Origin of the sequence: Streptococcus sp. SR1 (assembly GCF_000526075.1) — a bacterium.
Classification (GTDB): Bacteria; Bacillota; Bacilli; order Lactobacillales; family Streptococcaceae; genus Streptococcus; species Streptococcus halitosis.
The window spans coordinates 84,790-110,383 of the sequence record NZ_JATR01000023.1 but is presented as its reverse complement, the minus strand read 5'-3'; the positions used below and the strand labels follow the sequence as shown (position 1 = coordinate 110,383).

The window sequence follows — 25,594 nt, the reverse complement described above, 5'->3', positions numbered from 1 at the left end:
CTGAGAAAGGATATTAAATGAGCGAAATCACTTCATATAATAGACATTTCTATGAAAGGTGAGCAATTTTATCTTTGAAAACTTACAAAAAGTCTTTTCTTATCCTCTAAAATGGCTTGGTAAGTGCATTTTTTGCGAAAAAAGGGTATGATAGTTACATCATGAAAAAGTAGGGTTTTTATATGAAAATTGTCCTTGTTGGTGGAGGGAAAGTCGGTTTCGCCCTCTGTCGTTCACTGGTTGCAGAAAAACACGACGTTGTCCTCATCGAACAAGATGAGGCTGTTCTCGATCATATTGTCAGTCGCTTTGATATCATGGGACTCCTTGGAAATGGAGCAGACTTTGCTATCTTAGAGCAAGCCGGCGTTCAAGAGTGTGATATCTTTATTGCTCTAACGGAACACGATGAAGTGAATATGATTTCAGCAGTACTTGCTAAAAAAATGGGCGCTAAAGAAACCATCGTTCGAGTGCGAAATCCTGAATACTCCAATGCCTATTTCAAAGAGAAAAATATTCTTGGATTCTCACTTATCGTTAACCCAGAACTCCTAGCCGCCCGTGCTATCTCAAATATCATTGATTTCCCGAATGCACTCTCAGTTGAGCGGTTCTCAGGGGGACGGGTCAACCTGATGGAGTTTGTTGTCAAAGATTCCAGTGGTCTCTGTCAAATGCCAATCTCAGATTTTCGTAAAAAATTTGGCAATATCATTGTCTGCGCTATGGAACGAGACCATCAACTTATGATTCCGAGCGGTGATATCACCATTCAGGACAGAGATAGGATTTTTGTTACTGGGAATCGTGTGGATATGATGCTCTTCCATAACTATTTCAAATCACGTGCAGTGAAAAGCTTGCTCATCGTTGGTGCTGGAAAAATTGCTTATTACCTACTTGGCATTTTAAAAGATAGCCGTATTGACACTAAAGTTATCGAGATTAATCCTGAGAGAGCTCGTCTCTTCAGTGAAAAATTTCCAAATCTCTATATCGTACAGGGAGATGGAACTGCCAAAGATATCTTGCTTGAGGAAAGTGCTCCCAACTATGATGCAGTTGCAACTTTGACTGGGGTTGATGAGGAAAACATCATTACCTCTATGTTCTTAGACCGTGTTGGTGTCCATAAGAATATCACCAAGGTGAATCGAACTAGCCTTTTAGAGATTATCCATGCACCTGATTTTTCAAGTATCATCACACCAAAAAGCATCGCAGTGGATACCATTATGCACTTTATCCGTGGTCGAGTGAACGCTCAGTACTCAGACCTTCAAGCCATGCACCATCTAGCAAACGGTCAAATTGAAACTCTTCAATTCCAAATCAAGGAAGCTAATAAAATGACTGCCAAACCTCTTTCACAGTTGAAATTGAAAAAAGGGGTTCTCATCGCAGCCATTATCCGAAAAGGAAAAACAATCTTCCCTACTGGAGAGGATAGACTTGAGGTAGGAGATCAGTTACTCGTGACGACCTTATTGACAAATATCACCAAGATTTATGATCTGATTGAGAGGTAAAAGATGAATAAAAGTATGATTCGTTACCTCCTCTCAAAACTTCTCTTGATTGAGGCGGTTCTCCTCCTAGTGCCTGTTAGTGTAGCAATCTATTACCAAGAATCCAGCCAAGTATTTACAGCTCTCTTTACAACAATTGGAATTTTAATACTTCTTGGTAGCTTGGGAATTTTACGGAAACCCAAAAATCAGCGAATTTATACTAAGGAGGGAGTCTTAATCGTCGCCCTCTGTTGGATTCTATGGTCTTTCTTTGGAGCGCTTCCCTTTGTCTTTTCAGGACAAATCCCAAGTGTCATCGATGCCTTGTTTGAAATCAGTTCTGGTTTTACAACTACAGGAGCAACCATTCTGACAGATGTCTCCGTTCTCAGCCGTTCCCTCCTCTTCTGGCGAAGTTTTACTCACTTGATTGGAGGGATGGGGGTACTCGTCTTCGCGCTTGCCATTATGGACAATGCCAAGAATAGTCATTTAGAGGTGATGAAGGCTGAGGTCCCTGGGCCTGTCTTCGGTAAGGTTGTATCCAAACTAAAAAATACTGCCCAGATCCTCTATCTGCTTTATTTAGGGCTCTTCTCACTTTTTGTAGTCATCTACTATCTAGCTGGTATGCCTCTATTTGATAGCTTTGTCATCGCTATGGGAACGGCAGGAACCGGAGGCTTCACCGTCTATAACGACGGGATTGCCCACTACGGCAGCTCACTCATCACCTATCTAGTTAGTATCGGAGTTCTGGTTTTTGGGGTTAACTTCAATCTCTACTACTACCTCATGCTCCGTCGAGTTAAGGCTTTCTTTGGTGATGAAGAACTTCGCACGTATGTAATCATTGTCCTAGTTTCTACCGGCTTGATTACGCTCAATACGCTCCATCTCTACCAAGGTGTCTCTAAGAGCTTTGAAATGGCCCTCTTCCAGGTGTCCAATATCATCACAACAACTGGTTTTGGTTATGGAGATATTACCAACTGGCCCCTCTTCTCCCAATTTATCCTCCTCTTCCTCATGGGAATCGGCGGCTCTGCTGGATCAACCGCAGGTGGACTCAAAGTTATCAGAGGGCTCATCCTTTCAAAAATTGCAAAAAATCAGATCTTGTCCATCTTATCTCCTCATCGCGTATTGACTCTACATGTCAATAAAACTGTGATTGATAAGGATACTCAGCACAAGGTCCTAAAATATTTTGTCATTTATGTGATGATTTTACTGTCACTTATCTTCATTGTCAGTCTAGATAACAATGATTTTCTAGTTGTGACCAGTGCTGTCTTCAGTTGTTTCAATAACATCGGACCTATTCTAGGTACAACTTCTAGTTTTGCCATCTTTAGTCCCATCTCTAAAATACTTCTCTCATTTGCAATGATTGCAGGTCGTCTAGAGATTTATCCCATTTTGCTTCTCTTTATGAAACGTACCTGGTCCAAACGCTAATTATAATACAACTCCCCCTTTACTAGCTAGTAAAGGGGGAGTTTTTCTATTAAAAATGAGAAGACCTTTCGGTCCTCTCCTAATCTGTTTATTTTTTAAGTGCTTCTTTGTAGCGAGCAACTTCCGCTTGATTAGCCCAAACATAGTGGCCTGGACGAATTTCCACCATAGATGGTTTGTCTGTCTCATAGTCATGTTGGCTAGGATCATAGACTTTCAAGACCTTCTTACGTTCCAAGATTGGATCTGGAATCGGTACAGCAGATAGAAGTGCTTGAGTGTACGGATGAACAGGATTGTTAAACAACTCCTCTGTCTCCGCTACTTCAACGATAACACCCTTATAGATAACTGCGATACGATCTGAGATAAAGCGAACAACTGACAAGTCATGCGCAATAAAGAGATAGGTCAAGCCCAATTCTTTTTGAAACTTCTTGAGCAAGTTCAAGACTTGCGCACGAACAGACACGTCCAAGGCTGAAATCGGCTCATCCGCAATAACAAAATCAGGTTCCATCACAAGAGCACGGGCAATCCCAATACGTTGACGTTGACCACCAGAAAACTCGTGTGGGTAACGAGTCAAGTGCTCTTTCAAAAGACCAACTTCATGAATCATCTTTTGAACTTTTTCTTTTCGCTCTTCTTCATCTTTGAATAAGTGGTAGTTGTAAAGACCTTCAGAGATGATATAGTCAACTGTCGCACGTTCATTTAAACTGGCCGCAGGGTCTTGGAAAATCATCTGGATACGGCGGATCAACTCTGAAGATTCCTTATGAGATTTTTTCCCATTGATCTTATGACCGTCAAAGATGATTTCACCTTTACTAGTATTATTCAAACCAATAATGGCACGACCAATCGTCGTTTTCCCACTACCAGATTCACCAACGAGAGAGAAAGTTTCTCCCTTGTTGATAAAGAAGTTAGCGTTTTTAACGGCAACAAACTTCTTACTTCCTTCACCGAAGGAAATTTCTAAATCTTTAATTTCTACTAATTTTTCAGACATTTCCTTCCTCCTAGTCTTCTAGATGAGCAAAGCCCATTTTATCACGAATTTTATCATGTAAATCTGCGATGATTTCTGGTTTTTCAACCTTAGGAGCATTCTCATGAAGCAACCAAGTCTTAGCCCAGTGAGTATCAGTGACTGAAAACTGAGGTGCTTTCTGTTCAAAGTCAATTTGCATCGCATAATCTGAACGAAGGGCAAAGGCATCACCTTTCAACTCCGTATAAAGAGACGGCGGTGTTCCTGGGATAGAGTACAATTCCCCTTTATCATCAGCGAGCTGTGGCAAGCTAGACAAGAGACTCCAAGTATATGGATGACGTGGGTCGTAGAAGACTTCCTCAACAGTACCATATTCTACAATTTCACCAGCATACATAACCGCTACCTTGTCCGCAATACTTGCTACCACACCAAGGTCATGGGTGATAAAGATAATGGTGAAGTGGTACTCATTTTGCAAAGTTTTAAGCAAATCAATGATTTGCGCTTGAATGGTTACGTCAAGGGCCGTTGTTGGCTCATCACAGATCAAGATATCTGGACGACACGCAAGGGCAATGGCAATAACGATACGTTGGCGCATCCCTCCAGAATATTGGAAAGGATACTCGTCAAAACGTTTTTCAGCGTCTGGAATTCCGACCTTGTTCATATAGTCGATTGCCATTTCTTTGGCTTCCTTAGCTGTTTTCCCTTGGTGTTTAACGATAACTTCTGTGATTTGGCTACCGATTGTATTGATTGGGTCCAAACTTGTCATTGGGTCTTGGAAGATGGTCGCAATTTTAGCACCACGGATTTTCTCCCATTCTTTGTTCGAAGTCAAGGCTGTCAAGTCTTGTCCACGATAGTCGATGCTTCCTTGGGCAATGCGTCCATTATCTTCTAACATCCCTGTAAAGGTTTTTGTTAATACAGATTTACCAGAACCAGACTCACCTACCAAGGCAAGAACTTCTCCTTCAATCAGTTCTAGAGAAACGCCTCTGATAGCTGTTAGAACTTTGTCACGAACGTCAAATTCCACGACGATATCGCGAGCAGTCAAAATTACATTACTTTCTTTTGTCATGTCTACTCCTATCTATGTGTACGTGGATCACTAGCATCCGCTAAGTTCTGACCAACAACGAATAGAGATAGGGATACCAAAATCAAGGTTGTCAATGGAATCCAGAACAAGTACGCGTTGGTCGTAACGTTTTGTGAGTAATCTGAGATCAAACGTCCCAAACTTGGCACTGTTACAGGCAATCCCAATCCAAAGAAAGAAAGGAATGCCTCATAAGAGATAAAGCTTGGCAACATCAAGGTCATCGTAGAAACAATAACAGATACCAATTGTGGCATGATGTTTTTCACGATAATCTTAAAGGTTGGTGTTCCAAGTGTTTGAGAAGCAAGGTTGTATTCCAAGTCACGGTAACGCATGATTTGAATACGAATTGAATAAGCAATACCGATCCAAGTCGTCACACTCATAGCGAAGATCAAATTCCAGAAACCAGCGCCAATTGAGTAAGTCAAGACGATAACAATCAAGAGAGATGGAATGTTTGAAATAATGTTATAAACTTCCATCATGACGCGGTCAACAGATTTTGAAATCCCCCAAATTCCACCAACAATAACCCCAATCACAAGGTTGATAAAAGTAGCAATTACAGAAATGAGGATAGAATTACGCGCACCAAACCAAACGCCATCAAACAAGGATTTACCATTGCTATCCGTACCAAACCAGTGTTCGGCATTGGGCTTAATAAAACGAGCGCTAAAGTCATTAACCTTACTTACATCGTTAAAGTCAAAGTCTGAAAACATCGGATAGATAAAACTCATCAAAATAATAGCTACCAATATTCCCAACATAATGACTGTTGATTTTTTCTTTAAAAACTGTCTAAATACAGAACCCCAGTATGAATAGGCAGGAGCATCAATCGTTTCAGAGGCAAAATCATCACGTTTTACGAACTGAAATTTTTCTTTATCAATTGTTGACATTATTTGCCTCCTTTCTCTGTCAATTTAATACGTGGGTCAAGCATAGTCATCCAGATATCTCCTACAAAGAGTGAGAAGATAGAAATACATGTAAAGATGAAGACGAGACCAACTACCATTGAGTTATTTGATGCCTTAACAGAGTCAATCAACATTTTACCCATACCTGGGAAGGCGAAGACTGTTTCTGTCAATGTTGCACCACCAATAACCCCGATTACGGCACCTGGAATACCTGAAACCAAAGGAACCATGGCATTTTTAAAGACGTGTTTATTTGAAATTTCTTTTTCAGATAAACCTTTTGCACGAGCAAAACGGACAAAGTCCTGAGATTGCAAGTCAATCATGTAACGACGAATCCAGATTGCTGTACTTGGTGCTCCCAGCAAACCTAGAATGACTGCTGGCAAGACATAGGAACGCCAATCTCCAGCACCTAGGATAGGGAATGAGTCTGGAAGACCAATAGATGAGCCAATCAAACGCACGATATAAACCAAGGCAATCGTTGGAAGGGCAAGCAAGAAGGTTAGAACACCTGTTGAGAAGCTATCAATCCAAGTATTCTTGTGGCGAGCCATAGCAGATCCAAGAGGAATCGCAATAGCATAAGAAATAATCAAACCAATCAAACCAGCAACAGCTGAACTTGCAATCATAGATGGATATTGGTAGTTACTTTCTGTAGCTGTATATGGATCGTCTTTACCATAGTTAGCTATTTCACGCGCATCTGCTTGACTTGGAGATTTGTAGGTACGAGAGTAAATATCTACAGACGAAGTCTTTTTACCAGTAGGGAATTGAACTTCTGATGTCTTAGTTTGTCCTTGACCTTGTGTGATAACTTGAAGCACTGGCGTGTTCGCATAAGTTGGGTAAGAGTCACCCAAGTTAATGTTCACAAAGTTTTGGTGTACAAACGGGAATTGATTGTTGAAATACAAAAGGTATTTATGTTTGGTACCTGAACCAACCAATGACCAACCGATAGCAGGGTCATTTTCAAAACGAAGATAACGTTCCAAGTTTGGATTTTCAGGGTCTTGAATCTTGTTTGTATGATCAATATCAAGTAAGTTCGCATAGAATTTGAAAACACGTTCAAAAATTGGAATTTCACGCGTAGCATAGAACTGACCACTCTCTGAAAAGACACCTAACGTCCAACCATTACCGAGTTGGTTGATGTATTTTTCGTAGATTGCCTTATTGGTGTCATTGGCATCTACTGTTACAGATGAGTCCATTGTGCTAGCTTTTTCTTGCAACTCCTTGGTATCGTAATACTCAATATAGCCCATACGTTCATAAACGGTATTCTCATAATTATCCCGCTTATCTGGAGTCGTTGCAATCTTGTTGTAGTTGGTATCCTGCTTGAAAATCAGTTTTCGAGGAACCATCGTATAGATAATCGTGTAGGTCAAGGTTGTCACCAAGAAAATAGACAACAATGAGCGCAAGACACGCATAAAAATATATTTTTTCATATCGTTTCCTTTTAAAATCCCAAAAGAACCTTCTCCTCATGGAGAGAAAGTTCTCTTGAGAGTTATTTATTTAACGTGATTCGTCAATTCTTTTTGAACTTTTTCGTTTGATTCTTTTTTCTCTTTGAGCCATTTCTCACGAGCTTGTTCGTAATCAGCTTTCGTTACAACCTTGTCTTGCAACTGAATATACTTGAAGTATACATCTGAGCTCTTATCTCCAGACTGGCTGTATGATGCAGAGAATGGTACAACACGAGAAATGAATGGTGCAGCACCACTTGATGACATAGCTGGCAAGAAGAGTGAGCTATCTGTCAACCAAGCTTGAGCAGCCGCGTATTTTTCATAACGAACATTCAAATCGCTTGTTTCTTTAGCAGCTTCATCAACTAGCTTATCGTATTCTTTCAAACCAACTTGAGCAGCCGCAGCGTTATCTGCACCTTCGTAACCCATATATGTTTTTGTTTGTTCAGCATTCGTTGTTTTTAAGATATCAAGGTAAGTTGATGGATCTTCGTAGTCTGGGTTCCACCCAACTGCTCCTGAGAGATCCCAATCTTCTGCCGCAGCGCTTGCAGCATAGTAAGTGATATTGTTCAACTCATCTTTAGAAACTTGTTGGATATCAATGATTACATTGCCTTCGCCAAGTACTGTTTCAACTGATTGTTTGAAAGATTGGATACGTGCGATATAGTTTTTAGATGTTTGGTCTACTGGAATATCCAAGTGGATAGGGAATTTCACACCTTCTGCTTCCAATGCAGTTTTAGCTTTGGTAAATTCGGCTTTGGCTTTATCGGCGTTGAAGAGTCCATCTTGACCATCCGCAAAGTTTACATTCTTCCACTCATCACCATAAGTAGCCATCTTTTCAGTTACCAAGTCACCGAAAGTTTTTTCACCTGCAGAGACAAAACCTGGTTTCACAAAGAGGTTACGAACTGCAAGAGGAGCACCTTCTTTACCATTGATTTGTGCTGAGTAAGAAGTACGGTCAAAGGCAAAGTTCAAAGCCTGACGGAAATCCTTGTTAAGAAGAGCTTTCTTAGTAGAAGTCTTCTCTTCATCAGTTGTCTTAGAAGTGTATTTGTAACCTTGACGGTCAATATTCACACCCAAACCAGCAATCCCTGGTCCTGATGGAGTGTAGAAGATGTTATCCTTATAGCTTTCTGCTACTTTAGAATAGTTTGAACTTGTTGGGAAAAGGCGAGCATAGCTGTATGCTCCACTTGTAAAGTTACGTTCAATGGACTCTTGGTCTGACCCATCATAGAAAGCAAGGGTAACTTTATCAAGGTGAACATTATCCTTATCCCAGTACTGCTCATTCTTAGCAAATTCGATAGAAGATTTAGTAGTCAAACCTTTTAGCAAGAACGGACCATTATAAAGCAAGGACGTAGGATCTGTTGCTTTGGCAAAATCTGATCCTTTTGATTTTTCAAAATCTTCGTTCAATGGCCAGAAGATTGAATAAGCCATCTTAGAGTTCCAATATGGTTCTGGTTGGTTCAAGGTATACTCAAGAGTATAATCATCAACTGCCTTCACACCTACCGTAGAAAAGTCTTTTGAATTTCCAGACAAATAATCAGACAATCCTTTAACAGAAATTTCTGCTAGATATAGAGCTTCGGATTTCTTATCTGCTGCGTGTTTCAAACCATTTACGAAATCTTTAGCTGTTACTTCAGCGTACTCTTCTCCATCAGATGTCATCCATTTAACACCTTTACGGATTTTGTAAGTATAAGTCAAACCATCTTTTGAGACTGACCAGTCTTCTGCAACTGCGGGAGTCAAATTCCCATATTTGTCATTTGTGAAGAGACCATCAATACCGTTTGAAGTGGCAATCTTAGTACTTTGTTTACCTGAAATGAGGTAATCCAACGTTTCTGGGTCAGCTGAATAGATATAACCATAATTTTTTGGCGCCGTTGAATCAGATGATTTAGAACTGCAGGCAGCTAGTACGCCAGTCGCTAATAAGGCAACCCCTGCTACAACCAATACTCTGCTTTTTTTCATGTATATAACTCCTCTTGAAAAATTTAGGCTTATTGGAAATTATAACATATATCTTCTAAAAAGTAAACGAATTTTCAGAATATTTAGGCGTATATCTACAAAAAACTTCTCTTTGTCAGAATTTCCTCATTCTTTATTTGTATTTATAGGAAAAGAAAATTAATTTGTCTAGCTCTGTAAGCTTCATTTTTACAAGTTGCTTTTCCCTTTTTTCTTCACATGACATGATCTATCTTCTTAAATTGGATTTTAGAATAAGAAACTATTGACGGGAAATGATTTTCAAGGTATAATAATAAACGTTGAGGCGGTATAGCCAAGTGGTAAGGCACGGCTCTGCAAAAGCTTGATCGTCGGTTCAAATCCGTCTACCGCCTTTCAGTACCTGAATTAACAGGAATTATCCGAATAAAAAAGCCCGTAAAATCGGGCTTTTTTGTTATTCCAAATAGATAGGGATAACTGTATCTACCATATAGATTTACAAAAAGCAGTGACTCAAGTCACTGCTTTATTCTGTTTCTTCTTCAGTCTCTATTTCAGTGATTTGGACTTTTACCTTGGTAACACGTCCGTTTTTCACCTTGTCATTGGTTAGGATGATTTGTTTGTTTTGGCTGACCAATTCATAACTGAGTTTCTCAGTCGTTGGAATCATTCCCACACCCGTCAAATAATAACCGGCGATGGTATCAACATCATCACTTTCCAATTCTACATCAAAGTAGTCATTAAAATCATTAAGATTCATGGTGCCTTGAACGATATAGGTGTCTTCTCCTATTTGATGGACTTCAATTTCAGCCTTGTCAGTCTCATCATCAATCTCACCAACAATTTCTTCTAAGAGGTCCTCCAGAGTTACCAAACCAGCCATTCCACCGTATTCATCTAGTAAGATGGCCATTTGATTTTGGGTATTTCGAAGTTCTTTAAGGAGATCGTCCACAAAGATAGTCTCAGGAACAAACAGTGGCGTTTGGAGAATTCGTTTCCAGACAATATTGTCAAAGCCATCCACAAAAGCGGCATTCAACAAGCGCTTGGTGTGAATCAAACCAATCACATTGTCCTTATCCCCATCATAAACAGGGATACGTGAGAAATTTTGCTTTAAAATACTCTCGATAATCGTTTGACTGTCATCCTGAATATCTACCATAAAGGCATCTGTTCGGGGTACCATTAGCTCACGAGCCATTAGTTCATCTAAAGAAAAGACTCCCTGTAGCATTTCAATCTCATCTGCATCCAGTGTTTCTTCACTATTGGTGAGCATATACTCAATTTCATCACGTGTCATCTTTTCATCAGCATCATCAAAGGTCATTGGCGTCACACGGCTCAATAGATTCGTTGAGGCTGACAAAAGCCAAACAAAGGGACTGACAATTTCCCCCAAACCAATAATGACTGGCGCTGTTCGGATAGCCAAGGTATCTTTCAGATTTAGAGCAATTCTCTTGGGATAGAGTTCCCCAAAAACAATAGAAATATAGGTCAAAAACGCTAAAGATAGAAAACTTGCAATAGCGGAAGCTGTTTCACTGTTCCCTATCCAAGATGCAATTTCGCGTCCTAGAGTCTCCGCTAAACTGGCCCCAGACAAGATGGTAATTAACGTGATACCAACTTGAATCGTTGATAAAAAGTGGTTAGGATTTTCAAGTACCTTTAACAAACGGATGTAACGTTTGTCTCCCTCTTCTGCCTTTTGCTCTACTCGGGAACGGTTTAGTGACACCATTGCCATCTCAGTGGCTGAGAAAAAAGCATTTAACAAGGTCAAGATAAATAATAATACAAACTGTAGCAACAAATTCTGACTGCTCGGGTCTTCCATAGTCCTTCTCCTAAAATAGTATCTTGTGTTTCATTATATCATAAAATTCTTCAGGATTCACATTATTTTTCATTTAAACAACAACTCCCCTGCCTCTAGAAGACAAAGGAACTGTTTTATTGTATCTATTGTTTCTGATCTGTCACCGTTACTTGACCTGTTCGATAGTCAAACTGGATTCCCTTTTGAACATTGGGGATTAGGACGTTGAACTCCAATTCGCCATCTGAAGACTTGGCTTCGATTTGTGAAGCGGATGGAACTAGATCTTCATTTGTCGCATAGTGGAGTGTCACGCGGTAACGGACCTTCTTATTTTGGTCCAAGGCTTTTCTGACCAAACTCTCATAGTAGTTCTGACCTGTCGAATCCTCAGCCTGCGCTTGGTTAGCCCAAGCTGTCTGGACTGCAATGTTCTTGGGATTGCTGGTAGAGGCATCAAAACCATCCAAACCACCTATCAAGGCATAGCCCAGCAGGTGTCCTCTATCAACTGCATGTGTGTAAGCCCCCTTTAGATTCTTAACTTGATGCCATCCTGGTGGCGTCCAGGAGGTGGAGCCGTTGCCTGTTTCTTCACGATTCTTATACTGCCGAGTCGCTTTGGATAAGATGGCATTGGCAACAGTTGGAACTGTTTCTTTTCCCACTGTCTTTGTTTTATTATCTGCATAGGGTTTGCTAGAAACCTTGGCATCTAGATTGGTTTTATTGCCATTGACAACAAAGGCCCCTGCTCCATTCCACTCGAGCTCCCCCTTGATTTGGTTTTTGATTGACTCAGTTAAGACACTTTCAGCCAGCTCCTGACTGGGAGCTTCTGAAGCTTGTTTTTTCTGACTAACCTTAGTTCTAGGGCTATTTGGTGCCGACTGCATCTGCTTGATATAATAGCTTCCCGCAGCCAAGAGTAAGAATAGAAGTAACCCTATCAAAGTCTGTCTTGTTTTTTTGTCCATTTTTCTCCTTATTTCTTTAGAAAAAGACTGGTCTCCCAGTCTAATTTCCTGTAAATTTGCTAATCAATTCCTGCCACTTTGCCGGAGACAAGATAGCCCACGGATCCTGTCCCTTTCCTAGGATGCCATAGCCAACCATCAAGCCGATTCCTAAAGCCAGAAATCCTAGCAATAGAACGATAAAAATCAACAGTAAACGACGGAGTACATAGCGTAAGTTTTTATTCTTCTTCATCATTTGCCTCGATTCGCTGAATCTTCGCTCCTAGCTGAGCCAATTTCTCATGGAAGCGGTAGTAGCCTCTATCAAGGTGGACTAACTTACCAACAACTGTTTCTCCCTGCGCCACCAGACCTGTCAAAATCAAAGCCGCACTAGCGCGAAGGTCCGTTGATAGAACTTCTGCCCCTTGCAAAGCCTGCCCCCCAACAATACGAGCTGTGTCACGGATAATCTCTGAATGCAAGCCCATACGGCGCATTTCCTCTAAGTGTTGGAAGCGATTCTCAAACACCGTTTCCACCATGGTGGATTCCCCTTTTGCGACTGTCATCAGAGCTGTAAATTGCGCCTGCATATCTGTTGGGAATCCTGGATGTGGTAAGGTTTTTACATGAACAGCCTTGAGATTTTCAAGTTGAGAACGAACACGAATACCTTCTGACTCCTCTGTCACTTCAACACCCATCTCAAGTAGTTTTGAAATCAAGGGACGATTATGCTCCCAGACTGCATCACGAACGAGAACATCCCCACCTGTCATGGCTGCGGCTACCATAAAGGTTCCAGCTTCAATACGGTCCTGTACTACAGTATGAGTCGTACCATGGAGGTTCTCGACACCAGTCACTGTGATGGTTTCGGTACCAGCTCCCTTGACCTTGGCTCCCATTTCATTAAGGAAGATAGCGAGATCAACAATTTCTGGCTCACGCGCAGCATTTTCAATCACTGTCACACCATCAGCTAGAGTTGCTGCCATCATCAAGTTTTGTGTTGCGCCGACACTAGGAAAGTCCATGTAGATATGAGCGCCATGCAGGCGTTCTGCCTTGGCTTCGATGTAACCAGCTGTCTGGGTAATCTTTGCCCCCATAGCTTCCAAACCTTTGAGGTGAAGGTCGATGGGACGACTCCCGATGGTACATCCCCCTGGCATGGATACCTTGGCATGACCTACACGAGCAAGGATTGGTCCCAAGACAACGATGGATGCTCGCATCTTGCTGACATATTTATAAGGAGCTTCCTCCGTGATATCACCAGTCGCATCAACCTCGACAACATGAGCTTCCTCATCAAAGTCCACCTTGGCATTCAGACCACGAACTACTTGATTCATGGTGAACACATCTGACAAGATTGGGACGTTCTGCAAGACTGTCTTCCCCTTGCTTGCTAGAATAGTCGCTGCCAACAAGGGCAAGACTGCATTCTTTGCTCCCTCGATCGTCACACTCCCGACCAGACGATTATCTCCGCCTTGAACCACAATTTTTTCCATAGTTGTTTCCTTTACTTTTGATTTTATAATAGTCCTCTAAGCGCTTCTTGCCACAGTTGGTACAAACTGATAAAGAATGAACTCAAGATGTAGCCCATCACAATACTAAAGAAGCCGACCAACAAACGAACCTTTTTTGTGTTAGTAGCGGTTACTTTTAAAACCTTTTCCCATCTCACAAGATCCTTCAAAAGGTAAAAACTCAAATAAATAAAGAGTAGATGACTACTTAGAGTGAATAATAATTGAACCATTTGACTATTATACCATCTTATCGGCTTGCGCGCTAGTTTTCAATTTTTCTACGAATTAGGGATTGTTTTTAAGGTAATCAATCGCATCCTGCAAGGTCTTAACCGGAACGATTTTCATCTCTGTTTTGATCGTTTTAGCAGCTTCTAGGGCTGTTTCATAGTTGCTTTTCGCATTGGGATCTGCTTTTTTTGCTTCCTCAGTGACTGGATTGTCAGGAGCAAAAAAGATGTTGGCTCCCTGACGAGAGGCTGCCACCACTTTTTTGTCAATTCCACCAATATCGCCAACATTTCCATCACGATCAATAGTTCCCGTTCCCGCAACGACGCGGCCATTACGAAGTCCTGGATCTGCTATCTGGGTGTAAATAGCTAGACTAAACATGAGACCGGCACTTGGCCCCCCGATACCAGCTGTTGAAAAACGAATGGGAACATCACTGGTCACTTCCGTACGGTCAATCAAACCAATCCCAATCCCGTTTTTTCCGTTTTCGAGAGTGATAATTTTACCTTCTGCAGACTTGACTTTTCCGTCTTCTTCATAAGTTACCTTGACCGTATCCCCTAATTGTTGAGAATTGACATAGTCGACCAAATCTTTGGAACTGTCAAACGTTTTGTCATTAACAGCCGTCACGGTATCTGCAATGTTCAGAATGCCCTTAAAAGTTGAATTGTCCGTCACGGTCAAGACATAGACACCCAGATACTTGAGTTCGATATCCTTTCCAGCCGTCTTCAGTCCTTGATACTTGGCCATGTTTTGGGATGTTTGCATGTAGAACTGATTGATCCGCATAAACTCTGCATCAGTAGAGCCACCCGTAGTCTCCTTAGCACTTCTAATATCCGTAAAAGGTGTTAACCAAGCATAGACAAGATGTGATAGGGTTGCGTGTCGAATACCGACCGTTACAAACTGGTAAGCTCCTGCTTCTGTATCTTCTGTTTCATTGACTTTTAAAACTTGACGAATATCTTCCGCTCCACTTGGAACTTCTATGTAGTAGGGTAAAGGTACTACAAAGGCTAAAAAAGTCAATACTAGTGCTAGGATGACATATAAGGGCCATCTAGTTTTTTTCTTCATGTTCTAATTCCTCCACAACACTGTTTGGGACATATTGCTGAATCTCCTGACCAAACTTCAGAAGTTCTCTCACGGCTGAAGAGCTAATATAAAGATGCTCTGGGCGACTATATAGGTAAATGGTTTCGATTTCTGGAGCCAGTTGATGATTATAGTAGTCAAAGCTAGACTCGTATTGCAAGTCTGTGGCATTCCGCAAGCCACGAACAAGGGTCTTAGCACCCAGTCTTCTTGCAACATCGACGACTAGCTGGTCATGAGAAGCTAGGACCTCTACATTATCTAAATGCGCCAAAGCTTTTTCGACTGCCCGTTTGCGATTTTCAACAGGGAGAAAGCCTTGTTTGTGGGGATTGTAGAACACCCCGACATAAAGCTTATCAAAGAGTTTGCTGGCACGTTCAATGATATCCAGATGTCCATTTGTCATTGGATCAAATGAACCGGTAAATAATCCAATTTTATCTGACATAGACAGTCACCTTACTAATCCCATATATTTTTTCCTTCCATATGCCGAGGCAGGCAATTTCTTCTGGAAGTTCTACAGACTTATCGGTTTCGCAGACAACCATGATTTCTTCGGAAAATAGGTTTCTTTCTGCCATTTTTTCGATATCTGCAACGATTTGTTCCTTGGCATAGGGAGGGTCTAAAAAGACCAGGTCAAAGGGACCTGTCACCTGCTCCAAGGCCCGTTCAGCCTCCATCTTTAAGAGCTGAAATTTGGAAACTTCCTTGGTCATTTGGATATTTGCAGCGACGATAGCTTGTGCCCTTCTATCCCGTTCCACTAAGACAGCATGGGACATCCCTCTTGACACAGCTTCAATAGACAGACCACCACTGCCAGCATAGAGATCCAAGACACGACCGCCCTCAAAATAGGGACCTATCATGTTAAAGATAGCTCCACGCACCTTATCTGATGTCGGCCTCGTCGTCTTGCCTTCTAGCGTCTTGAGGGGACGCCCTCCGTAGATTCCTGATACGATTTTCATACCGTTTATTATACCAAATTATAGGCAAAAAGAGAAAGAAAACCGAACCTTGCGGTTCGATTCTCTACAAGATATTTTCATACGTATCGCGGACTTCCTGAGGCCAAACACTGGTCTGAACTTCTCCAATGTGTTTCTTACGAAGAAGGAACATGGCCATCCGAGACTGTCCGATACCTCCACCGATTGTCAATGGGAAAAGGCCGTTAAGCAGGGCTTTATGCCATTCCAGCTCGAGACGATCTTCGTCTCCGGTAAGAGCCACTTGGCGACGAAGTGTATCCTCATCTACCCGAATCCCCATAGAAGAAAGTTCAAAGGCACAACCAAGAGATTCGTTCCAAACGAGAATATCGCCATTCAACCCTTTGTAGCCATTTTCAGACTCTGTTGTCCAGTCATCGTAGTCAGGTGCACGGCCGTCATGAGGTTTCCCGTCAGGCAACTCGCCACCGATACCAATCAAGAAGACTGCCCCGAACTCTTTACAGATCGCATTTTCACGCTCTTTCGGTGTTAGGTCTGGATAACGTTCCACCAACTCTTCTGTATGGATAAAGGTGATTTGTTTTGGCAAGATGGATTCAATATCGTAGCGTGCTTCTACGGCTAGCTCTGTCAGACGAATAGCCTTGTAAATCTTCTCTACGGTTTCTTTGAGATAAGCAATATTGCGTTGACCATTTGGAATAACCTTCTCCCAGTCCCACTGGTCTACATATACAGAGTGAGTCGCATCAAGCGAATCTTCGTCTGGACGAAGGGCCTTCATGTGGACAAAAAGACCTTCACCCTCACCGAAACCAAACCGAGCCAAGGTGTGGCGCTTCCATTTGGCTAGTGAGTGAACGACTTCATAAGTTTCATCTGGAATCTGCAAGACCTTTACGGATACTGGATGTTCGACACCGGACAGGTTGTCCTGCATCCCATCACCAACCTTGCTCAAGATAGGACCTTGAACTTCAACAACTTCTAACTTATCTTTCAAATACTGGGTAAAGGTGTTTTTGACAAAGGAAATCTCTTCTTGCTGATGAATAAAACTTTTCTTCATAAACGGCTCCTCAAAAATTAGTTAAAAGCATTATACACCTATTTCCAAGAAAAGAAAAGAGTAAATGAGAAAAAGTCAGTGCTCTTTCGAACACTGACTCTGTCATTCATTAATCGTTTCGACCAAAGATTCGTAAGATGCTAAGGAAGAGGTTGATAAAGTCTAGGTAGATGCTGAGTGCCATTGAGATGATCCAACCTGTCGCTACTTGTCCTCGTGACTGCTCATAAACATAGCGAATCTTTTGGTTGTCCCAAGCAATCAAACCTGAGAAAACCAAAACCATAGCAATACTAATCATGTAGTCAAAAAAGCTATTAGCTAAAAATAGATTCACAACCATGGCAATGATGAGGCCAACAAGCGCCGCCATCAAAGCTCGTCCCATGCCACTCAAATCTTTCTTGGTGAAAATTCCGATTACCGCCATGACAAAGAAGAGAAGGGCACTAGATACAAAGGCTGATAAGACGGTCCCAGGTGTATAGAAGGCTACGACAAAACTAAGAGTAAATCCATTTAAAACAGAATAAACTAAAAATACTGGCAGAGCTGCTGGGCTGTTCTTCGCAGCCATACTACTTGCAACAAAGACCAGAGCAAGTTCTGCAAAAGTTGCAATCATCAGCCAGAGACGGCCATGCATTAAAAAGTAGACCAATTGGGACTGAAAGACTGTCAACATCAAAGCTGACACGAGAGCTGATAGACCAATCCCAAGTCCCACAAAGGCATAAACCTTGGCGTAAAATTGATTGAGACCTGAACGTTCTTGAATAATCGTTTGATTCATTCTGATTCTCCTTTTTCTATAAATATGTCTTGATTATAACAAAGATTTTATAAATCAGCTAAAATAAAACATCAATATACCTGCGGCAACTGCCACGTTGAGACTTTCTGCTCGACCTTTCATGCCAATATGAACCAGTTGATCAGCACTCTCAGCCATGACAGAACTAATCCCCTGTCCTTCATTTCCCATGACTAAGGCAAAGTTTTTTAGGGGAGAAAGGTCACGATAATCCTTGGAATCTCTTGATAAAGTCGTTGCCAGAATGGGCAAGTTGCTCTTCTTTGCCCCTTCTACAAAAGCGGCAACTGGCATACGATAGATGGGCAAGTGAAAATGACTTCCTTGCATGGAACGCAGGGTCTTAAGACTGTAGATATCTGCTGACTTGTCTGAAACAATAACCCCTGTAAAACCTGCGGCATCCGCCGTCCGAATCATGGTGCCCACATTCCCTGGATCTTGGACTTCCTCTAAAAATAGAAACTTACCCTGACGAAAATCAGGCAGTCCCACTTCTTCTTTTTGGATCACTGCAACAATCCCTTGAGGAGTTTGCGTATCTGCCAAGTCCCGCAAAATCTCCTCTGAAACCCAGACAGTTTGAGGAAAAGCAGCTAACTGATCTCGATAACTTTCTAAGGCAAAAATCTTTTCAATCGTCACTCCTGCTTGAACAGCTTCTTCAAACAAGTGCCAGCCTTCAATCAAATAAGCAGACTTTCGATATTTTTTTTGATGTAATTTCTTGGCATTTTTTACCACAGAATTGGCTTTTGAGGTTATAATAGTCATAGAAATATTATAACACAATCAAAGGGGTTTGGTATGCAAAAGGTTAGAATGATTGCCCAAGGCAGGGTGCAAGGTGTTGGTTTTCGCTGGGGTGTTTATACTTTAGCTCTTGAGATTGGTGGCATCACTGGTCGTGTCTGGAATAACGACGATGGCACAGTGGAAATTCTTGCTCAGGCAGACTCCTCTGCCACTATGGCAAAATTTATCCAAGAAATCCGAAAAGGTCCGACACCCTTTTCAAAAGTCACCTATCTGGATGTGCAAATGAGCAACTTTTCATCCTATCCAGACTTCAAAGTCGCAAATTAGGTCTCTAGAACTATTGTATATTTTACAAAAAAACAGTAGAATAGAAAGGTATAATTTTTAAAGAAGGAATGAAAACATTGAAATCTATTAAACGTTTTGCCCTCTCTGCTATGGGAGTGGCTATGCTACTCGTCTTGACAGGCTGTGTCCAAGTAGACAAAGCAACAGGACAACCTACTGGTTTTATCTGGAACACTATCGGATCGCCTATGGCAGAGGCTATCAAGTACTTCGCTACTGATAAAGGTCTAGGCTTTGGTGTGGCTATCATTATCGTAACCATTATCGTGCGCTTGATTATCTTGCCACTTGGTATCTACCAATCATGGAAGGCAACGCTTCACTCTGAAAAGATGAATGCTCTCAAACATGTGCTCGAACCACATCAAACACGCCTTAAAGAGGCAACAACTCAGGAAGAAAAACTAGAAGCACAACAGGCTCTCTTTGCTGCACAAAAAGAAAACGGCATCAGCATGTTCGGTGGTGTAGGATGCTTCCCTATCCTCATTCAGATGCCTTTCTTCTCTGCTATCTACTTTGCAGCCCAATATACTGATGGAGTATCTAGCTCTACCTTCTTGGGTATCAATCTCGGTTCCCCAAGTATGATCCTTGTCGCCTTCGCTGGTATCCTCTACTATCTCCAATCACTCCTTTCACTTCACGGAGTAGAAGATGAGATGCAAAGAGATCAACTCAAGAAAATGATTTACATGAGCCCACTCATGATTGTCGTCTTCTCCCTCTTCGCACCAGCCAGTGTGACACTTTACTGGGTTGTCGGTGGTTTTATGATGATTCTCCAACAGTTCATCGTTAACTATGTTGTTCGTCCAAAACTTCGTCAAAAAGTACGTGAAGAATTTGCCAAAAATCCACCAAAAGCAAGTTCAGCATCAACTACAGGCGGGCGAAAAGATATCACTCCTAACCAAGCAACTGCAATTACGACTACTAAGAAACATAAAAAACGTAATGCTGGTAAACAACATTCTAGAAAATAAGTTAACGGCTTAGCTGAAAGGCTAGGCCTTTTTGCATCACAAAAGCCTGATGTTCCCATCAGGCTTCTTTTTATCCATGTACACGTTTCATATAGTCTTGATAGCTTTCTGTGTCCATGAGTTTTTTGGCATTCTTGACACGATCTGCTGTTGGTGGTTTTACCCCTTCGAGCGAATAAGGAATTCCTAGTTCACGCCACTTGAATTCTCCCATCGTGTGATAAGGTAGGATTTCAAACTTATCAACGTTTTTGAGGGTTTTGACGAATTTACCGAGTTCAATCAAGTCCTCATCTCTGTCTGTCAAGCCTGGAACCAGCACATGGCGAATCCACACAGGCTTCCCAATATCTGATAGATATTTTGCACAGGCCAAGATATTTTTATTGGTTTGGCTGGTAACAATCCTGTGTTGTTCGTCGTTGATCTCCTTGATATCCAAGAGAACCAAGTCAGTGACAGCCATGAGCTTGTCAAATTTTTCAAGGTAACGTGGTTTATTACGGAAAGGGAGGGCACAGGTATCCAAGGTACAGTGGATTCCTTTTTCCTTGGCCTTGGTAAAAAGGGCAATCAAGAAATCAATCTGTAAGAGGGCTTCTCCTCCACTGACAGTGATTCCTCCTTTGTCTCCCCAGAATCCACGGTAGCGAAGGGCTTCTGACAAAACATCGTCTACTGTCCGTCTTCGTGATTTATTGGTCTCCATAGCCCATGTATCGGGGTTATGGCAGTACTGGCAACGCATCTGACAGCCCTGCAAAAAGACAATAAACCGAATCCCAGGGCCATCTACCGCCCCAAAACTCTCTGTCGAATGCACCATTCCTGTCACTTGTCCATAGTCAATTGTTTCTTCAGACATATCGTCACCTTCCTTGAAACCGTTTTATAGTTTTATTATATCACGAGTAAGGTGAAAAACAAGGTTTTTTTGTCTATTTTTTAGAAAGCAATCTGTTTTTCACTTTCATTTTCAATTTCTTTTAATGATCCGGTTCAAAATCAAAACCATACAAGGTTGCAAAATAGTCCTCAGGGCGCTCTGCACGGCGGATTTGGCGGGCTTTTCCTTCTTCGGTATAGAGGATTTCTGCCGAGCGTAGTTTGGCATTGTACTGATAACCCATGGAGAATCCATGTGCACCTGTATCATGAATCACTAGCAAATCGCCGATTTCTGTATGAGGCAGTTCGCGATTAATGGCAAATTTATCATTGTTTTCACAGAGTGAACCAACCACATCTACCACCTCAACTGGGCCATCTGGATGGGTCAGATTAGTGATATGGTGGTAGGCCCCATACATGGCTGGGCGCATGAGGTTGACTGCTGATGCATCCACGCCCAGATAGGTACGATAGGTTTTTTTCTTATGAGTGACTCTTGTGACCAAAGCTCCGTGAGGGGCTAACATAAAACGGCCTAATTCTGTGAAAATCTTAACCTGACCAAGTCCTGCTGGCGTAAGGACTTCCTCATAAACCTTACGCACTCCTTCACCAATCACAGCGATGTCATTTGGCTCCTGGTCTGGGCGATAGTTGACACCAATACCGCCGGAAAGATTGATAAAGTCTAGCGAAATACCCAACTTTTCCTTGATTTCAACAGCCAATTCAAAAAGCTGACGGGCCAACTCTGGGTAGTAGAGATGGGTCACGGTATTGGATGCTAGGAAGGAGTGAATCCCAAAAGTCTTGGCTCCTTTTTCCTTTAAGATGGCAAAAGCTTCAAAGAGTTGATTCTTGGTCATGCCAAACTTGGCCTCCCCGGGATTGTCCATGATATCTGTTCCTAGCTCAAAAACGCCTCCAGGATTGTAACGACAAGAGATAATTTCTGGAATGCCTGCCGCTTGCTCCAAATGTTCAATATCTTCAAAGGCATCCAAGTTAATGGTCGCACCTAATTCATGGGCATAAGCGTACTCTTGGTCTGGCGTATTGTTTGATGAGAACATGATCTCAGAACCGGGGAAATCCAGTTTATGGCTCATCAAAAGCTCCACGTAACTAGAACAGTCCACACCGCAACCTTCCTCTTGGAGGATTTTCAAGATGGCTGGGGTTGGAGTGGCCTTAACTGCAAAATATTCTTTGAATCCCTTATTCCAAGAAAAGGCCTGGTTGACTGCTCTTGCTTTTTCACGAATCCCCTTCTCATCATACAAGTGAAAGGGAGTCGGGAACTCTGCAACGATTGTTTCTAAATCTTCACGGCTGATAAATGGTGTTTTCATAAGCATCCTTCTATTCTGTTTGCAAAGAAAGGCTGGGACAATCGTTCCAACCTTTAGTTCTATCTCTTATTTGTCTTCGTCAAAGATATTTCCAATCTCAACATCGATGGATTGGTTCTTAACATCAATATTGGTTACTTTCAAGAGTGACTTGTAATCGAACTGCTTTTCACGTTCTTCTTGGGCATTGTCTGCAAAGACTGCGACACCAGCTAGTTCAGAATCGAATTCACGCAAGAGACTAATCATCCCGTTGACAGTTCCGCCGCCTTTCAAGAAGTCATCCACAATCAAGACACGACTGCCTGCCTTGAGACTGCGTTTTGAAAGGAACATTTTCTCAATGCGGTCACCACTGGAACCTGAAACATAGTTGACGCTGACCGTTGAACCTTCGGTAATTTTCAAGTCACGACGCACAATGACAAATGGAACGTTGAGGACATTGGCAACTGCATTTGCGAGTGGCACACCTTTTGTTGCTACTGTCATAACGGCATCGATTTTTTGGTCCATAAAACTCTTGGCAATGATGCGCCCAATATTTTTCAAAATAGCAGGTGTGCTGAGCAAATCAGACAGGTAGATGTAGCCACCTGGCAAGATACGGTCACTTTCTGAAAGTTTATCACGCAAGTCTGCGATCATTTCTTTGGCTTCATGACTCGAGATTGATGGTGTAAAGATAACGCCACCACCTGCTCCAGTTACAGTCTGAATATGGCCGATTTCGATTTCCTCAAAGGCACGCTTGATAATCACGATGTCCTCTGAAATCGATGATTTAGCAGATTCGTACTTTTCTGCAAAGGTATTGAGACTTGTTAGTTTGTATGGATTATTAATCAAATAGTTGGAAATGACAACCATCCGATCACTTCTTCTTAATTTCATTTTTATTTACCATTCCATTTAATTTTGATATTTTATCCATTATACCATATTCACATAAAAAAACGAACATTATTGCGTAAAAAATGCTCGTTTTTCTTAAATCATTAATCTAAATCTGGTTTATAGAAGGAACGATTGTCCATAGCGAAGATTTTATTGGTCATCTCTCCTTTATCCACCAAAGCTAAAGCTGTTGACATCATCATCATGCTGGCATCTAGATTATCAATCATATGAATAATCTCTGCCTCCATAATGCGTGGACGGACTGGACTTCCATACTCCAGCAAGCCATGGTGGCTGAGGATGACATGGCGCAGTAACACCACTTCTTCTCTAGTATCATCGATGCCCAGTTCCATGACTGTCTTGGTAATTTCACTATCGACGAGAGCGATATGTCCAAGTAGATTGCCTCGCACTGTGTACTCCGTCTGGTCTGGTCCACTGAGTTCTAAAACCTTGGCCAAGTCGTGCAGCATAATCCCCGCATAGAGGAGGCTCTTGTTGAGCTGAGGATAGATCTCACTAATGGCATCTGCCAAGCGCACCATGGTTGCTGTATGATAGGCTAAACCTGTTTCAAAGGCGTGGTGGTTGGTCTTGGCAGCTGGATAGGAGTAGAATTCCTTATCATACTTGGTGTAGAGACTGCGAACGATACGCTGCCAGACAGGATTTTCAATCTTGAAAATCATTTGCGACATGTAGTCACGGATTTCCTTGACATCGACTGGTGACTTGACCTTGAAGTCAGCTGGATCATTGGGTTCCCCAGGCTGAGGCAAGCGGAGAGTAATTTGATTGACTTGAGGAGTGTTGTTATAAACTTCTCGGCGTCCCTGCATGTGGACGACTTTCCCTGCAGTAAAGGCCTCGACGTTATGAGGTTGGGCATCCCAAAGTTTCCCTTCAATCTCGCCACTATCGTCTTGGAAGGTAAAGGCTAGGTAGTTTTTCCCAGCACGCGTCTGTCTCAGGTCAGCTGATTTGATCAGGTAAAAACCTTCAAACAGCTCATCTTTTTTCATGTGACTAATCTTCATATTCTTCCTCATCTTCTTGGAAATGGAGTAGATCAAGCGCAGGCTCACCTTCTGATAACTCAATGTGACGGAGCGTCCGCTCGATAGCTGTAGTACGACGGTTTAATAATTCATCAATATTGCCAGAGGCATGTTGAAGATGCTTTTGTGCCTTGACCAGAATGCCACCAAACTTGCCAAACTCGGTCTTGACACTAGCAAGAGTCTTGCTGATATGATCAGCACTCTTTTGGATATTAAGGGTTTTGAAGCCAACTGATAAGGAATTAAGCAGGGCTGATAGGGTACTCGGACCTGCGACAATAATCTGCTCCTCCCGTCTCAAATCATCAAAGAAGACAGGATTACGGACAATTTCTGAGTAGAGACCTTCTGTCGGAACAAACAAGACTCCAAAATTGGTCGTCCGAGGTGGCGCTATGTACTTGCTCTTGATATCCTTGGCAAAGCGCTTAACGCTTGCTAAGAGGGATTTGCGACAGCGTTCAATCTCGTCCTTATCACCTGCTTCATAGGCTTCTTCCAAGCGGTAATAATCCGCCAGTGGAAACTTGGAGTCAATCGGCAAATAGACATATTCCTGGTCACCTTGGCCAGGTAACTTGATGGCGTACTCTACTCGCTCGCTAGAGTTTTCAACCGTTGCAAATTCTCGTTCGTACTGGGCTGGTGTCATGATATCTTCGATAATTTGCCCCAGTTGCAATTCTCCCAGAATCCCTCGCGTCTTGGTTCCAGAGAGAACCTTATTAAGTGCACCAACATCGCGGGCAACTGTCTGCATTTCTCCAAGGCCACGATTGACAGACTCCAGTTGCTTGGAAACTGTCTCGAAGGAAGCCTGCAAGCGCGTCTGCAAGGTCTTTTCCAACTTTTCCTCGACTGTCTGGCGCATTTGTTCCAAGCGTTGCTCATTGGACTCCTGTAAGGCTTGAAGGCGTTGGTCGGTCTTGTCCCTAGTTTGTAAAAGATTATCTGTCATTTCTTGACGGACTTGCGTCAGCCCTTGGTGCAACTCCATTCGCACTTCTTGCAAACGGTCGCTGACAGCCACTTCCAAGTCTTTTTGATCTAGCTGACTGGCTTGTCTGGCTTGTTCAAAGAGATAATCCAGTTGATCTGAAAGATTGTCTGCCTGATCCTCCAAGCTCTTGGCTAGGTACTTGTCTTGCTTATCCTGCCTTTGCCAAATGAGAAAGAGCCCAGCTAGGTTGGCAATTAATAATAGTAATAATACAGTCTCCATC

25 protein-coding genes and 1 tRNA gene are annotated in these 25,594 nt (G+C 42.2%); 5 read left to right on the top strand and 21 right to left on the bottom strand.

Features of this window, described 5'->3' with window-relative positions; translation table 11 throughout:
* Window positions 1-182: 182 nt before the first annotated feature.
* Both trkA and HMPREF1518_RS08530 read left to right on the top strand, forming a co-directional pair.
* Window positions 183-1,532, top strand: coding sequence for a Trk system potassium transporter TrkA (gene trkA, locus HMPREF1518_RS08535; protein ID WP_033585525.1), 1,350 nt, complete (start codon window positions 183-185; stop codon window positions 1,530-1,532).
* A gap of 3 nt (window positions 1,533-1,535) precedes the next feature.
* On the top strand, window positions 1,536-2,975 hold the full coding sequence (locus HMPREF1518_RS08530; RefSeq protein WP_033585524.1) for a TrkH family potassium uptake protein: 1,440 nt from the start codon (window positions 1,536-1,538) through the stop codon (window positions 2,973-2,975).
* Window positions 2,976-3,063: 88 nt separating this feature from the next.
* Here the strand turns inward: HMPREF1518_RS08530 and HMPREF1518_RS08525 are convergent, their stop codons facing one another.
* The 5 genes from HMPREF1518_RS08525 to HMPREF1518_RS08505 form a co-directional block, all read right to left on the bottom strand.
* The gene (locus HMPREF1518_RS08525; protein ID WP_001291314.1) at window positions 3,064-3,993 is read right to left on the bottom strand and encodes an ATP-binding cassette domain-containing protein; all 930 of its coding nucleotides are present in this window, start codon (window positions 3,991-3,993) and stop codon (window positions 3,064-3,066) included.
* Window positions 3,994-4,003: 10 nt separating this feature from the next.
* Window positions 4,004-5,071 (bottom strand): ABC transporter ATP-binding protein, encoded by a 1,068-nt coding sequence (locus HMPREF1518_RS08520; protein WP_000159803.1) that lies wholly within the window; start codon window positions 5,069-5,071, stop codon window positions 4,004-4,006.
* Window positions 5,072-5,079: 8 nt separating this feature from the next.
* Window positions 5,080-6,006: an oligopeptide ABC transporter permease OppC gene (oppC, locus tag HMPREF1518_RS08515; protein WP_000103693.1), complete on the bottom strand. Its 927-nt coding sequence runs from the start codon at window positions 6,004-6,006 to the stop codon at window positions 5,080-5,082.
* Entirely contained in the window at window positions 6,006-7,502 is a 1,497-nt protein-coding gene (locus tag HMPREF1518_RS08510; protein ID WP_000759887.1) for an ABC transporter permease, read from the bottom strand. The genes oppC and HMPREF1518_RS08510 overlap by 1 nt, the downstream gene beginning before the upstream one ends.
* 66 nt (window positions 7,503-7,568) lie before the next feature.
* The gene (locus HMPREF1518_RS08505; RefSeq protein ID WP_033585521.1) at window positions 7,569-9,545 is read right to left on the bottom strand and encodes a peptide ABC transporter substrate-binding protein; all 1,977 of its coding nucleotides are present in this window, start codon (window positions 9,543-9,545) and stop codon (window positions 7,569-7,571) included.
* Between the two features lie 306 nt (window positions 9,546-9,851).
* Between HMPREF1518_RS08505 and HMPREF1518_RS08500 the strand changes: the two genes are divergently transcribed.
* Window positions 9,852-9,922 (top strand) — tRNA-Cys (locus HMPREF1518_RS08500).
* A gap of 134 nt (window positions 9,923-10,056) precedes the next feature.
* Here the strand turns inward: HMPREF1518_RS08500 and HMPREF1518_RS08495 are convergent.
* The 11 genes from HMPREF1518_RS08495 to HMPREF1518_RS08450 form a co-directional block, all read right to left on the bottom strand.
* Window positions 10,057-11,388: a hemolysin family protein gene (locus HMPREF1518_RS08495; RefSeq protein ID WP_033585519.1), complete on the bottom strand. Its 1,332-nt coding sequence runs from the start codon at window positions 11,386-11,388 to the stop codon at window positions 10,057-10,059.
* A 125-nt stretch (window positions 11,389-11,513) separates the two neighbouring features.
* On the bottom strand, window positions 11,514-12,347 hold the full coding sequence (locus tag HMPREF1518_RS08490; protein ID WP_033585517.1) for a DNA/RNA non-specific endonuclease: 834 nt from the start codon (window positions 12,345-12,347) through the stop codon (window positions 11,514-11,516).
* A gap of 40 nt (window positions 12,348-12,387) precedes the next feature.
* Window positions 12,388-12,582, bottom strand: coding sequence for a DNA-directed RNA polymerase subunit beta (locus tag HMPREF1518_RS08485; protein ID WP_000739701.1), 195 nt, complete (start codon window positions 12,580-12,582; stop codon window positions 12,388-12,390).
* On the bottom strand, window positions 12,569-13,852 hold the full coding sequence (gene murA / locus HMPREF1518_RS08480; protein WP_033585515.1) for a UDP-N-acetylglucosamine 1-carboxyvinyltransferase: 1,284 nt from the start codon (window positions 13,850-13,852) through the stop codon (window positions 12,569-12,571). The genes HMPREF1518_RS08485 and murA overlap by 14 nt, the downstream gene beginning before the upstream one ends.
* Window positions 13,853-13,875: 23 nt before the next feature.
* Window positions 13,876-14,106 carry a DUF1146 family protein gene (locus tag HMPREF1518_RS10730; protein ID WP_080568240.1) on the bottom strand — a complete coding sequence of 77 codons (231 nt, stop codon included), beginning with the start codon at window positions 14,104-14,106 and terminating at the stop codon, window positions 13,876-13,878.
* Window positions 14,107-14,161: 55 nt separating this feature from the next.
* Window positions 14,162-15,199 (bottom strand): SepM family pheromone-processing serine protease, encoded by a 1,038-nt coding sequence (locus tag HMPREF1518_RS08475; protein ID WP_033585513.1) that lies wholly within the window; start codon window positions 15,197-15,199, stop codon window positions 14,162-14,164.
* On the bottom strand, window positions 15,183-15,671 hold the full coding sequence (gene coaD, locus HMPREF1518_RS08470) for a pantetheine-phosphate adenylyltransferase (protein ID WP_033585511.1): 489 nt from the start codon (window positions 15,669-15,671) through the stop codon (window positions 15,183-15,185). Before coaD ends, HMPREF1518_RS08475 begins: the two co-directional genes overlap by 17 nt.
* Window positions 15,661-16,200, bottom strand: a complete 540-nt coding sequence (gene rsmD / locus HMPREF1518_RS08465) for a 16S rRNA (guanine(966)-N(2))-methyltransferase RsmD (RefSeq protein ID WP_000706949.1) — start codon at window positions 16,198-16,200, stop codon at window positions 15,661-15,663. Before rsmD ends, coaD begins: the two co-directional genes overlap by 11 nt.
* Window positions 16,201-16,264: 64 nt before the next feature.
* Window positions 16,265-17,257: an aspartate--ammonia ligase gene (gene asnA, locus HMPREF1518_RS08460; RefSeq protein ID WP_000747987.1), complete on the bottom strand. Its 993-nt coding sequence runs from the start codon at window positions 17,255-17,257 to the stop codon at window positions 16,265-16,267.
* Between the two features lie 109 nt (window positions 17,258-17,366).
* The gene (locus tag HMPREF1518_RS08455; protein WP_033585509.1) at window positions 17,367-18,050 is read right to left on the bottom strand and encodes a Bax inhibitor-1/YccA family protein; all 684 of its coding nucleotides are present in this window, start codon (window positions 18,048-18,050) and stop codon (window positions 17,367-17,369) included.
* Window positions 18,051-18,104: 54 nt separating this feature from the next.
* A complete protein-coding gene (locus HMPREF1518_RS08450) occupies window positions 18,105-18,845 on the bottom strand; it encodes a TrmH family RNA methyltransferase (RefSeq protein ID WP_033585508.1) in 741 nt (246 codons plus the stop codon).
* Between the two features lie 33 nt (window positions 18,846-18,878).
* Between HMPREF1518_RS08450 and HMPREF1518_RS08445 the strand changes: the two genes are divergently transcribed.
* Both HMPREF1518_RS08445 and yidC read left to right on the top strand, forming a co-directional pair.
* Window positions 18,879-19,157, top strand: coding sequence for an acylphosphatase (locus tag HMPREF1518_RS08445; RefSeq protein ID WP_001174619.1), 279 nt, complete (start codon window positions 18,879-18,881; stop codon window positions 19,155-19,157).
* Window positions 19,158-19,234: 77 nt separating this feature from the next.
* On the top strand, window positions 19,235-20,164 hold the full coding sequence (gene yidC, locus HMPREF1518_RS08440; RefSeq protein ID WP_007522396.1) for a membrane protein insertase YidC: 930 nt from the start codon (window positions 19,235-19,237) through the stop codon (window positions 20,162-20,164).
* Between the two features lie 70 nt (window positions 20,165-20,234).
* Here yidC and pflA read toward each other — a convergent pair whose 3' ends face one another.
* From pflA to rmuC, 5 genes are all read right to left on the bottom strand, one after another.
* The gene (gene pflA / locus HMPREF1518_RS08435; RefSeq protein ID WP_033585505.1) at window positions 20,235-21,029 is read right to left on the bottom strand and encodes a pyruvate formate-lyase-activating protein; all 795 of its coding nucleotides are present in this window, start codon (window positions 21,027-21,029) and stop codon (window positions 20,235-20,237) included.
* Window positions 21,030-21,150: 121 nt separating this feature from the next.
* Window positions 21,151-22,407: a diaminopimelate decarboxylase gene (locus tag HMPREF1518_RS08430; protein ID WP_033585503.1), complete on the bottom strand. Its 1,257-nt coding sequence runs from the start codon at window positions 22,405-22,407 to the stop codon at window positions 21,151-21,153.
* Between the two features lie 66 nt (window positions 22,408-22,473).
* Window positions 22,474-23,301, bottom strand: coding sequence for a pur operon repressor (purR, locus tag HMPREF1518_RS08425; protein WP_002874197.1), 828 nt, complete (start codon window positions 23,299-23,301; stop codon window positions 22,474-22,476).
* A gap of 104 nt (window positions 23,302-23,405) precedes the next feature.
* Window positions 23,406-24,347: a 3'-5' exoribonuclease YhaM family protein gene (locus HMPREF1518_RS08420; protein WP_000703211.1), complete on the bottom strand. Its 942-nt coding sequence runs from the start codon at window positions 24,345-24,347 to the stop codon at window positions 23,406-23,408.
* On the bottom strand, window positions 24,337-25,593 hold the full coding sequence (rmuC, locus tag HMPREF1518_RS08415) for a DNA recombination protein RmuC (RefSeq protein WP_033585501.1): 1,257 nt from the start codon (window positions 25,591-25,593) through the stop codon (window positions 24,337-24,339). Before rmuC ends, HMPREF1518_RS08420 begins: the two co-directional genes overlap by 11 nt.
* Window position 25,594: the final 1 nt, after the last annotated feature.